This is a genomic window from Pseudomonas sp. MWU15-20650 (assembly GCF_023242475.1).
Classification (GTDB): Bacteria; Pseudomonadota; Gammaproteobacteria; order Pseudomonadales; family Pseudomonadaceae; genus Aquipseudomonas.
In genome coordinates, this window is record NZ_JALJFG010000004.1 from 264,162 (window position 1) to 276,687 (window position 12,526).

Sequence of the window (12,526 nt, forward strand, 5' to 3'; positions counted from 1 at the left end):
CCCAATGCCCTAACAACTACAACAAGGTATCGCTATGGAAGTCGCCGCATCGGCGGGTGCGTTGTCGCCTGCAAAAAACAACCTGTGGATTATCGTCTTCATCTTCTGCTTCCTCGGCCTGCTGATCGATGGGGCGGATTTGATGTTGTTGTCCTACAGCCTCAGCAGCCTGAAAGCCGAGTTCGGCCTGACCAGCGTCGAAGCCGGCAGCCTGGGCAGCTTCACCCTGGCCGGCATGGCCATCGGCGGGATCTACGGTGGCTGGGCCTGTGACCGTTTCGGCCGGGTCAAGACTGTGGTGTGGAGCATTGTGCTGTTCTCCCTCGGCACTGCGATCCTGGGCATGACCCACAGCTATTGGCAGTTCGCAAGTACGCGCTTTTTTGCCTCCCTCGGCCTGGGCGCACTGTACGTGGCCTGCAACACCCTGATGGCCGAATATGTGCCGACCCGCTACCGCACCACCGTGCTCGGTACTCTGCAGGCGGGTTGGTCGGTGGGCTACATCGTCGCCACTTTGCTGGCCGGCTGGATCCTGCCTGAACACGGCTGGCGCTGGCTGTTCTACGTGGCGATCATTCCGGTCATTCTTGCGGTACTGATGCAACGCCTGGTGCCCGAGCCGCAAGCCTGGCTCAGGGCTCGCGCCGATCGCGCCCAACTGAAAGCCAGTGGTATCCAGCCAGCCACGGCTAAAAAACCCGACGGCATGTTCAAGCTGATCTTCAACGACCCGAAAGCCAGCCGGATGTTTTTGCTCTGGGCCCTGACTGCAGGCTTCCTGCAATTTGGCTACTACGGCGTGAACAACTGGATGCCGTCCTACCTCGAAAGTGAGCTGGGCATGAACTTCAAGTCGATGACCAGCTACATGGTCGGCACCTATGCGGCGATGATCTTCGGCAAAGTCCTGGCTGGCCTCGCGGCGGACCGGCTGGGTCGACGCCTGGTCTTTGCCTTCGGCGCATTGGGTACGGCGGTGTTCCTGCCGGTGATCGTGCTGTACCAGAGCCCCGACACTATCTTGTGGATGCTGGTGGTGTTCGGCTTCCTCTACGGCATCCCCTACGGCGTCAATGCCACGTACATGACCGAAAGCTTCGAGGCAAAGTTTCGCGGCTCGGCGGTGGGCGGCGCCTACAACATTGGCCGGATTGGAGCAGCGGTGGCGCCAGCGGCTATCGGTTTCCTGGCCTCCCATGGCTCAATCGGCATGGGTTTCCTGGTGATGGGCGCGGCGTATTTTATTTGTGGCGTGATCCCTGCGTTGTTCATTGCCGACAAACAGTTCGACCCGCAAAAACAGTAGAACCGTATGAGCCGGCCGCAACGCCGGCTTCAACCAGCCAAATAACTGGCGCCACGACACACTGACTGCGTCCTACAGCCGTAACAGTCGATTGATTTATAAGGGTTTTTAATATGTCGAAAGAAGTGGCACGAATCTCGCTCTAATTCTTTTCAAGCAGGTAAAGCGATGACAAGACGTGTGGCACGTGCCCCGGGGTTATAACCCGGCGCAAAGCGGTTTAAACTGTACCCAATGTTTTACGGAACTGAAGGAACAGTAAGACGCTTGGCACTTGCCACTCTCATCCCGCCTGTAAGACAGTTAAGTGCTTAGAGGCCATCTGCTTATGAAAACACCCACCCAGACCAACGCAATTGACTTCGACAGTGCCAAATTGCAACGCCTGGGGTTTGGTCAACCATCTCTGCGTCCACACAGCCCTACCACTCTCGCTCAACTTCACCAGCAACTGAACCAACAATTGCAGACCAGCCTGGAGCCGGAGCGCATCCTTGGGCTGTTCTTGCGCGAAACCCAGCGCCTGGTACCGCTGGATGCGCTGCAATACCGCCACCAAGCCAGTGACCTGCGCCTGGAGCTGGGCCATCGCGGCCACCATTGCGTAAGCTACACCTTGAGCCATGAAGGCGAACACCTGGGCGAGTTGATCTTCCGCCGCAACCAACGGTTCCTGGAAGAGGAACTGAGCCAGCTCGAATCCCTGCTGGCGACCTTGCTGTTCCCGATGCGCAACGCCCTGCTCTATCGCGCCGCAACCCGTACCGCACTGCGCGACCCGCTGACCGAAACCGGCAATCGCGTGGCCATGGACCAGACCTTGCAGCGGGAAATCGACATGGCACGGCGGCACCTGACCCCGTTATCCCTGGTCATGCTCGACATCGATCATTTCAAGGCGATTAACGACACCCACGGCCATGCGACCGGCGATACCATACTGCGCGCCGTGGCGGCGGCGATCAAAAGCCAGCTGCGCAATGTGGACATGGTGTTTAGATTTGGCGGGGACGAGTTTCTGATATTGCTGTCCAACACGGGCCGCGATGCGGCAGGGTTGGTCGGTGAACGCCTGCGCCAGAAGACACAAGCCCAGGACTATTGGGTGGGCGAAACACGGATCGAATTGACGGTGAGCCTTGGATGCTCGACGTTGTTGGCCGCCGAGTCAGCCGAGAGCCTGTTGCGCCGGGCCGACAACGCCTTGTACGTGGCCAAGCGCGAAGGCCGCAACCGCCTGGCAATGGCGGGGTAGGCCCCCGCCATTGCGCTTGCGTCACGCTTCGCTGGCGACGCGGGCCGGGCGCTCACGAACAACGGTGGCCGCCTTCTCTTTCTCTTTCTCCAACCGCATGCAGCTTTCCAAAAACAGGTACATGTAGTCGTAGCTCTTGCACACTGCCTGGCGCAACTCCACCTGCAACGCCTTGCTCGGGTTCGTCCCTGCCAGGGTGCAGATGATTTCCAGGGCTTCCCACGGGTGGGCGTCGTCGTACTGCGCGTGCATCTTCAGCCACTTCATCGCACGCTTGCGGTCTTCTTCAGGGAAGGCCGCGGCATACACGCCGGTAGAGCACACCACGGCTGACCACTCACCCGTCGCCCCTTCGATCGCATAGTTGGTCGCAGCAATCGCAACGATCAACGAATCCGCAGAGCTGGTGTGCCAGCACCAGTGGCTCAGTGCATGCAACTCCGGCGGCACGTTCTGCGCTTGCAGTTCTTCGAGTGTGACGCCGTGGGCACGCGCCCAGTGCACCCAATAGTCAGCGTGGTTGAGTTCCACACGAATATTGCGCATCAGCCAGCGTCGCGCCATATCCTCCCCAGGATGGCGGGCAAACTTGGTCTTGGTCAGGTTCTGTGCCATATACAAGGCAAACTGTTCAACCACCGGCCAACCACCAATCAAGTAATGACGCATGGTCTTGGCGCTCAGCGTGTTATCGCGCATGCGCTGGTACAGTTCGTGTTCGACAACCCGACGCTTGCTCTCGCTACACCCCTGGATCAATTGTTGCGCCCAGGCGGGATAACTCGAGGCTTCCATGAGTGGGCCAGTTCTGTTGAATGCGTCGATCACTGTAGGGCTCCTTTTTAAGTGTGATTGTACAGACCAGCAAATGTTTCAGCGGAATGTGCCGGGCGCCTTGAATAACAACGGCTGCGGCCGTACAGGGCGACACTGCAAGCTATCAAAGGTAAACAATTGCGGGCGTTCAATCAGGTAACCCTGAGCGTAATCCACACCTATCTCAAGCAACGCCTGTTCGATCTGCGGTGTTTCAACAAACTCGGCAATTGTGCGCTTACCCATGACGTGACCAATGTGGTTGATCACTTCGACCATAGCGCGGTTAATCGGGTCGTCCAGCATATCCTTTACGAAACTTCCATCGATCTTCAAGAAGTCTACAGGTAAATGTTTGAGATAGGCGAATGAGGACATTCCGGCGCAAAAGTCATCGAGTGAAAAATGGCAACCTAACGCTTTGAGTTCATTAATAAATCGAATCGCACTGCCTAAATTGGCTATAGCACTGGTTTCAGTTATTTCAAAACAAATCATTTCCGGAGGGATGCAGTAAGTGTTGAATTTTTCACGTAAAAAACCGAGAAAATCGTCATCACCAATCGTTATACCTGACAGATTAATCGCACACATCGCCATAGGCCGGCCTGGGCGCTCCTTCATGCAACGGGCGATAATCTTGAATACGTTCTCCACTACCCAACGATCCAGAGAGGTCATCAGGCCGTAACGTTCGGCAGCGGGAATAAAACTGTCGGGCAGTATGATTCGCCCCGCCTCGTCGTGCAGGCGCAGAAGAATTTCGACGTGCCCATTGCCCGCCAGGGTATGACCCAAGGGTGAGATTTCCTGGGAATAGAGGCAGAAGCGGTTTTCTTCCAACGCCATGTGCAAGCGCTGCACCCATGCCATCTCGCCAAATCGCAGGGACAGTTCCGAGTCATCGGCATGGTAAACCTGCACGCGGTTACGCCCCTTTTCCTTGGCCATGTAGCAGGCCATGTCGGCAGCGCGCAGTGATGTTTCCAACGTGGTCGGGGTTTGCGAGATATGCACCAGGCCAATACTGACAGTGGTCATGAAGGGCCGCCCCTTCCACACGAAGTGCAGGCTCTGCACGGTGTGGCGCAAGCTCTCGGCGATTTTCTCGGCCACCGGTGCCGGGCAATTCTCCAGCAGGATGCCAAACTCATCGCCCCCCAGCCGCGCCAGCGTATCGCCCTCGCGCAAGTCCGATTGCAGCAGCGCACAAATGTGCCGCAGCAGTTCGTCCCCCGCCGCATGACCACAGGTGTCATTGACCAGTTTGAACTGGTCGAGGTCGAGGAACATCAGGGCATGCCGCCCGCTTTGCTGACGCCCTACCTGTTGCAGCACCTGTTCCAGGCGGTATTCGAATTCGCGGCGGTTGGCCAAACCGGTCAAGGCATCGTGGGTCGCCTGCCAGGAGAGGTTGGCAATGTACTGGCGCTCCTGGGTCATGTCGTGCAGCACCAGCACCGCGCCGCTGACCTTGCCGGCGCTGCAAATAGGCGCCCCCACCAGGGTGACTGAAACAGTGCTGCCATCCAGGCGCTGGATCAACTTGGAGTGCTCGCTGCCGCCACTGAGCTGGCCCTTGATGATGTGTTCAATCAATGTAAATCCATCGGGCTCGGCGTTTTCATCCAGCAGTTTGAACAGCGCCGCCAGGGGCAGGCCCTGGGCCTGGGCCGACTTCCAGTGAGTCAGCGCCTCGGCCGCAGGGTTCATGTAGGCGATGGCGCCGTCGACGTCGGTGGTAATCACACCGTCACCTATCGACTCCAGCGTGATTTGCGCCCGCTCCTTCTCCGCTTGCAGCGCACTGGCGAAGGCATGGCGCTGGGCGAGCAACTTATGGGTCCGCAGCAACGCCAGGGCGATCAAACCCAGCGCGGTCGCCAGGTTCGTGATCAACAACAGGCGCAGGATCATCCGCGACCCTTCGCCCAACGCATCGCTGAACGCCTTGGCAGGCGGCGTCACACCGTCGTTGATGGCAATGATGCGGGCCTTCCAGGTGCGTACATCATCGCCACTGACGTGATCGTTACTGATGGCGCGGTGCATTTCCTGAGCAAGGTCATCCAGTTGCACCAGATAACCGTCACCCACCGTCCACAGTTCGATGGCTTTTTCCAGATAGCTGAAATGGCGAAAGTTGAGGTACAGCCAGATCAGGCTGGAGGCATCGTCCGGGTGGTTACCGCCCTTGAGAATGCCCAGGCGTGCGGCAGCGAGGTCAGGTACTGGACGGTCCAGGGCGACGCGCAGTTCATGCCCGCCCTGAGGGACGGCAATGGCTTGCTGGTATTTGAGGTAAGTCGCTTCGTCGCGGTTATCGGCGTAGAGGGTCAGGTAGTAGATGGCGTCTTTCTGGCCCTTGGACCACAAGCTTTCACCGGCCACATAACCGCGCACCGCAGAGAGTACGTACAGACTGACGCAGCCTAACAATGCCTGGAACAGTACGACGGCGATAAAGGGCCAGACAATACCCAGCAGCCGTGGCGTTCCGAGAGTCCGCTTTTGCTTCATGAAGTCCCTTGCACATGCACAGCTGAATACGCACGCGAAAATCCGCTCCCGATAGCCCAGCCTAAACTAAATTAACGTACTTGTTGCAAGTGTCCGTACAGCTTGGCGTACAGCCCGCCATCGGCAATCAACTGCTGATGGTCGCCATCCTCGGCGATATGCCCGCCATCAAACACCAACACCCGATCAGCTTGTTTCACCGCAGAAAGCCGGTGGGCGATGATGAGTGTAGTACGCCCGCTGAGAAACCGCGCCAACGCCTGGTGCAGGTTGTACTCGGTAGCCGCATCCAGCGCCGAGGTGGCTTCGTCAAGAATCACCACTTTAGGCTCGGCCAACACCATGCGGGCAATGGCCAGGCGTTGGCGCTGGCCGCCGGAAAAGCGCACGCCTGAGCGCCCCACCACACTGTCCAAGCCCAAGGGCAATGCCTTGACGGTAGCATCCAGCTGGGCGATTTCCAATGCCTGCCAGCAGGCCTGGTCGCTGCGAGTACGGCCCATGGTCAGGTTGGCGCGTACCGTGTCGTTGAACAGCGCCGGGTGTTGCAGCACCACCGCGACATGCTCGCGAATGGCCTCCAGGCCGATCTCCTGCTGGGTCGCGCCGCCGAAACGAATGCTGCCGGCCTGCGGTGTATAGAGGCCCAGCAGGAGTTGCACCAAGGTACTTTTGCCACCGCCACTGGCGCCGACAATCGCCACCTTCTCACCCGGTGCAATGACCAGGTTCAATTGGTTGAGTACCAGCTCTTCGCCGTAGCCGAAGTTGAGGCCACGGACTTCAATGCCGACCGTGTCACGCCCGGTAAAAGGATCTGCACCCCCGGCGTATTGCGGTTCGTCGGCCCGGGACAAGAGTTCGTTGATCCGGGTCAGCGCGCCGCCCGCCGCGTAATAGGCGTATTGCAGGTTCAGCAGTTGCTCCACCGGGCCGATCATGAACCACAGGTAGCTGAACACCGCGAGCATCTGGCCGATGGACAGGTCGGAAAACAGCACGGTCAGCATGGCGGCGGCGCGGAAGATGTCGATGCCGAACTGGAACAACAGGCCACTGGCACGGCTGGACGCGTCGGTTTTCCATTGTGAGTGAATGGCGTAATCACGCACTTCCTGGGCACGCTGGCCCAGGCGCCCGAGGAAAAAACCCTGGCGATTCCCGGCGCGCACTTCCTGGATGGCATCCAGGGTTTCAGTCAACGCCTGGGTAAAGCGCGAGGTGCTGTCGTTTTCCAGTTTTTTCAGGTGTTTGACGCGCTTACCCAACTGCACCGTGGCATAGATCACCAACGGGTTGAACAACAGGATCAGCAACGCCAGTTGCCAATGCATCCACACCAGGATCGCCGAGGTGCCGACCAGGGTCAGCATGGCCACGAGGAAGCGGCTGAGGGTTTCGCCGACAAACTTGTCCAGCGTATCCAGGTCGGTGACCAGGTGCGTGGTCACCGTACCGCTGCCCAGGCTTTCGTATTCCCCCAGGGAAATACGCTTGAGTCGTTCGATCAGGCGCACGCGAATGCGATAGACAATATCTTTGGCCAGCCGCGCAAACAGGCGCGCCTGCACCACGTTGAACAGCAGCGCGCCGCAGCGCAGGGCCAGGGTCACCAGCAACATCAGGCCGATGTAGCCGGCGGCTTTCTGCCAACCCAGGGGCAGCGCGTGGTTCATGACCTTGAGCGCGGCATCGCCATGCCCCAGCAACACTTCATCGACCAGCAACGGCAATAACAGCGGGATGGGCACACTGCACAGGGTCGCCAGCACGGCGACGCCATTGGCGATCCACAGGGATTTCTTGTGGTGCAGGGCCAGGCGGCGGACTTCTGCCCAGGTCAGGCGGTCGCGACGCTTGGTTGGCCCAGCGATGTCTGGCGGGTCATACACAGGCGGCTCGCTCCAGCCAGCGGGCGAGCAACGGCGATAGCTCGGACAGCGGCTGGTAGCCGTTGGTCAGCAACGCCAGTTGGCCCTTGCGCTCGGCCAGCAAGGTCGGAAAGCCGGCGATGCCCAGATCCTGTACCCAGGTGAAATCGGCGGCCGTCGCCGCGTGCTGCTCGGCGCGGTCGAAGGCACCGGCAAACTCGATACGCGGTATGCCCGCCTCTTCGGCCAACTCCACCAGCACGTTGGCAAGGGTCACATCGCGCCCCTCGACATAAAACGCGCGCTGGATCAGCCCCAGCAGCGTCCATGCGCAATCCGGCGCCAAGCTGCGCGCCGTGACGATGGCGCGGCATGCGGGCTCGGTGTCATAGACAAAACCGTCGGGCAATGCGCCTTCACGCTTGAACGGCTGGCCCGTCGCGTCGGTAACCGCCTGCCAGTGTTCAAGGATATAACGCCGGGTAGTCGGCTCCAACGCCGCGCCGCTACCGGTGCGCAAGCCGCCCACCACCAGGTGCACGTCCACGCCGGCCGCCTGGGCCTGCTCAACCAGCGCCTGCGCCACCGGGGCAAAGCCCCAGCACCAGGAACACATCGGATCCATTACATAGAGCAGGCGCGCAGACATGGTTCAGGCCTCGGAAGGAGTTTGCTTGTAGTTGAAGCCAATCGGATGCGGCATATTGCGGGCCCTGGCCAGCTCGATCTGTTTCTGCCGGTCAATCGCGCTACGACGGGTCTTCTCTGGCAGCTTATCCCAGCAATGGGGGCAACTGATGCCGGCCACATAGTGCTCGGACGCGCGGTCTTCTACGCTCACCGGTGTGCGGCAGGCATGACATTGATCGTAGTCGCCTTCGCTCAAGTCGTGGCGCACGGTCACGCGGTTGTCGAACACAAAGCAGTCACCCTGCCATTTGGTTTCTTCCTGGGGCACCTCTTCGAGGTACTTCAGGATGCCGCCCTTGAGGTGGTAGACCTCATCGAAACCTTCGCTGAGCATGTAGCTCGAGGCCTTCTCGCACCGAATGCCGCCGGTGCAGAACATGGCGACCTTCTTGTGCTTGGCCGGATCGAAATTGGCTTTGATGTAGTCGGGAAATTCGCGAAAACTGGTGGTTTTCGGGTCGATCGCACCTTCAAAGGTACCAATGGACACTTCGTAGTCGTTACGGGTGTCGATCAACAGCACTTCAGGGTCACTGATCAGCGCGTTCCAGTCCTGCGGGTCGACGTAGGTGCCGACCTTTTTGTTCGGGTCGACGCCTTCGACGCCCAGGGTCACGATCTCTTTCTTGAGCTTGACCTTGGTGCGGTAGAACGGCTGGTCGTCGCAGTAGGACTCTTTATGGTCGATATCGACCATGCGTGGGTCTTTTTTCAGCCAGGCCATCAGGCCATCAATGCCTTCGCGGCTGCCGGAAACGGTGCCGTTGATGCCTTCTTCGGCGATCAGCAAGGTGCCTTTGATGCCGTTGTCGACCATCGCCTGCAACAGGGGCTCGCGCAGGGCGACGTAATCTTCGAGGGTGACGAACTTATACAGTGCCGCCACGACAATCGGTTGAGTCATGGGTGTTCTCTCCAGGTGGCTACCCTCGTAAGGGGTGAACCGGATGCAAAAAAGGCGTCGACCAAGGCGACGCGGCGCGCATTCTAGCAAAACCACGCCGCCACCGCATCGGCATGCAGCCGCTGATAGGTCCTCAGCGGTGTGGGTTACGTACCCCTTCCACTCGGTACCGCTGGCCGCCGAGATGGCTGAACATCAAACGATAGGCACCACGCCCGCGAGAAGAGGCGTAGCCATGCAAATCAGCGGACCACAGTTGGTCTCTGTGAGCATGCCAATGAACCGCGCCGAACCGCCCTTCACGCAAGTGGCTGAGGGTAAGGGCAATACTGCGGCGCTCGCGGCCCGATAGCTGGGTATCTACAAGCCTCGCGGTATCGAACTCCATCTGCGGGGCCGCGGCTCTCGCAGCCGTCGGCGCCACCAACGGCACCTGCGCCAGGGCTTGCCGACCACCGCGTGCGCGACTTGAACCCGCCACCTGTGTCGTCACCCCGACCTCGAACGCGCTTGGCCCCGCCTGCTGACCGCTCGCGGCAGCGGACTCACGTCCCGGGCTTCGCAGCACTATCGCGCCATAGCCCATGCGTTTCAACTCAGGCATCGGGTTACGATTCGCCCCCAGGGCGCGTTCGATGTCTCCCGACTCGTCCACAGGCCCCACGTAGCCACGGAGGGTCCCCTGACGCCGATGGACCATAAGGGTAATGCCTTCTTCACCATGACGGCGCGCATAGGCAAAATTCACCAGCCGCTCCGTTTCTTCGTGACTCAGCCCCGCTTCTTCCGCCGCAGCGATCGCCGTCTCCGAAACGGCCCTGGCGAAGTGTTCTTCCTGTTGTTGCGCTGCGCTGGCCAGGGCCTGCGGCTGCTGGCCTTGATAGATAATGAAGCGGCGGGCACCAAACAGTACGCCGCCCACCAGAGCCCCCACGGCAGCCCCCGCCCTCGCATCGCCCAGCAGCGCTCCCGCCCCCAGGCCCAGCAAGGCCAGAACCAGGATGAGTATGAGATCGTCCTGTATCTGAGGATGTTCCATGTCGGTAGGCTGCAACCCCATTGAATCAACGAACGTGACCGGGTTGTTAAACGCCATGAGATAAGGATTCAGCTGCGCGCCCCCTGCAGGGTCGGGGTTTATCCAGCGCTGCAACCATGGGGCGTAGTAGCGGTAACCGTAGTAATACAAACCGCTGCCGTCACGCTCCTTGCCTGAATATCGGCGGGTTTTGTAGCTGCTCTCCACCGCGTTGCGCGATGCCCACCACGCCGTCCCCCCATACGGAAAATAACTCTCCTGACTCAATAACTCGGCCTGTTCGCCCAACTCCAGCCCCTGACTCGACTGCTGATCGGTCAGGCAAAAGCGCAGGGTCTCATCGTCAGCCCCGTCATCAAGTCCCAACTCCCATTGCAAGACCTCCACCGTGCAGCGCGCTACGTCAAGGCGCAACACATTCAACCGACGCAATGGTCGCTGGCGAATTTCCAGGCCTGGCAGGTAATAGACACGCGCCGTTTGTCGACTGCCGGCAACCTGCTGGTGAGTGAGCTTGAGCGCACGCTGGCCGTCGCCTGCATACACATAAGTTTCTTCATCCGAGTCAGCGCCCTCACGCACCACCGACGTGACCTTGGACAACTGATTACGTACGTTCCACGCCATCGCTACACCACGCCCCAGCCGTTGCTGATTGCCATTGGCATCAAAACCCTGCGCCAATTCGCCAACCGGATGCTCGCTAGACAACGCGCGATTACTGCCACTGGCGACCTGCATGTCGCGCGTGTAACCGACGCCACTGGACGGCACATGCCGCAACCGGGTCAGGTTGCCCCCCTCGTCATAGGCATAGTGCTGGGTGTAGTTGCGCCATAAGCCGGCATCGGTCGAGCCGAACGAAATACGCGCGGGCAGTGCTGGGGTGATGGCGGCGGCGGTACTTTCCCGGCCGGTCGCCTGGGTCAGTTGGTACAGCGAGTCGTATTGATAGCGATAGCAAGCATTCACTTGCGTGTTGTGGTGCCATTGCGTCGGTTGCGCCTGATCCCGCAACTTCGAAACATTTCCCACGGGATCATAGTCGTAATGCAGATCCTGTAACGGCACCGCCGGCTCATTTTTGCGGTACGCCATCAACCGGCTCATACGACCATCTTCGGCCCGATGGGCGGCCAGACTGCTCACGCCATTGCCCAACCGGGCCGTCTCCACCTGACCGGCGGCATTATAGACGTAGCGCTCTATCACGGTTTTGCGCGCGCCACTTTTCAGGGCGAGGTGAATATGTTTCGTCTGCCCGTCCAGCCCATAGGCAAACTGCCGACCATTGCCCTTGGCATCGACCTGTTCCAACGTGCCGCCGAGGGCATCAAATGTCCAGCGAGTGGTGTAACGCTCGCCGTCCAACTGCTGGTCCTGATCGGCCTGGGCAAGCGGCCAGTCAACATCGCCCGGCGCCTCGCGAAACCGCCGCGTTTGACGAAGCACTTGCCCGCTCATCCCATACGCTTCGAACACCTGGGTGCCGGCCGGGTCGGCATGGCACACCAGACGGCCACCGCGGTTAAGGGCGCAGTGTTCAGGCGTTGGCGTGGCATATACCAGACGTTCGACACAGCGGGGTCGCTCTTCGTTGGCCGCTTGTTCGAACACCGCCACCGGACGCTGCAAAGCATCGTAGTCGTGGCGCTGATAAGCCCCTCGCCCATCCCAGGCATGCTCCAGTTGCCCGGAGGGCGCCGTCAACATCAGCCGCATGCCGGCGTCCACATCGTGGTTGCGGATCAGCGTACCGGACAGGCTGTACACCGACACCTGATTCGCCTCGGTCAATGGTTCGCGCGATTCAAGGGTATGCAGGCGAGGGTCCCACTGCTCAAGCATCAGGCCGCTGGCCCCATAGACTTGACGCCTGACACGGGCCGTCGGCGCAGCCTGGGGGGTAACGCGCAAATAAGCGACGCTGCGGACCGTCAACCCACGGGGGTCGAATGCCACAAGCGAGGGCGTATTGCGATGAAGTGAAGCAGACATGATCACATGACCTTAATTGCACGATGATCAGAAAAGCCTAGGGTTCATGTCCCGGGCAGAGGTGGTATCGATGTATGGACGCCTCAACCGGCGGGCGCCGACGATGCCTGTAAATACCTATACC

The 12,526-nt window shown here is 59.9% G+C and carries 8 protein-coding genes; 2 read left to right on the plus strand and 6 right to left on the minus strand.

Annotated elements, in window-relative coordinates:
- Positions 1-34: 34 nt before the first annotated feature.
- A complete protein-coding gene (locus M5B43_RS06480) occupies positions 35-1,309 on the plus strand; it encodes an MFS transporter (protein ID WP_248749307.1) in 1,275 nt (424 codons plus the stop codon).
- A 328-nt stretch (positions 1,310-1,637) separates the two neighbouring features.
- Entirely contained in the window at positions 1,638-2,564 is a 927-nt protein-coding gene (locus tag M5B43_RS06485; protein WP_248749308.1) for a GGDEF domain-containing protein, read from the plus strand.
- A gap of 21 nt (positions 2,565-2,585) precedes the next feature.
- On the opposite strand, the gene M5B43_RS06490 is transcribed toward M5B43_RS06485, so the two are convergent.
- From M5B43_RS06490 to M5B43_RS06515, 6 genes are all read right to left on the minus strand, one after another.
- Complete coding sequence (locus M5B43_RS06490) at positions 2,586-3,392, minus strand: iron-containing redox enzyme family protein (protein WP_248749309.1); 807 nt, start codon at positions 3,390-3,392, stop codon at positions 2,586-2,588.
- A 45-nt stretch (positions 3,393-3,437) separates the two neighbouring features.
- Positions 3,438-5,900: an EAL domain-containing protein gene (locus M5B43_RS06495; RefSeq protein ID WP_248749310.1), complete on the minus strand. Its 2,463-nt coding sequence runs from the start codon at positions 5,898-5,900 to the stop codon at positions 3,438-3,440.
- A 71-nt stretch (positions 5,901-5,971) separates the two neighbouring features.
- The gene (locus M5B43_RS06500) at positions 5,972-7,774 is read right to left on the minus strand and encodes an ABC transporter ATP-binding protein (protein ID WP_248749346.1); all 1,803 of its coding nucleotides are present in this window, start codon (positions 7,772-7,774) and stop codon (positions 5,972-5,974) included.
- 10 nt (positions 7,775-7,784) lie between these two features.
- Positions 7,785-8,420 (minus strand): DsbA family protein, encoded by a 636-nt coding sequence (locus M5B43_RS06505; RefSeq protein WP_248749311.1) that lies wholly within the window; start codon positions 8,418-8,420, stop codon positions 7,785-7,787.
- 3 nt (positions 8,421-8,423) lie between these two features.
- The gene (locus tag M5B43_RS06510) at positions 8,424-9,365 is read right to left on the minus strand and encodes a rhodanese-related sulfurtransferase (protein WP_248749312.1); all 942 of its coding nucleotides are present in this window, start codon (positions 9,363-9,365) and stop codon (positions 8,424-8,426) included.
- A gap of 133 nt (positions 9,366-9,498) precedes the next feature.
- A complete protein-coding gene (locus M5B43_RS06515; protein WP_248749313.1) occupies positions 9,499-12,402 on the minus strand; it encodes an RHS repeat-associated core domain-containing protein in 2,904 nt (967 codons plus the stop codon).
- Positions 12,403-12,526 lie beyond the last annotated feature (124 nt).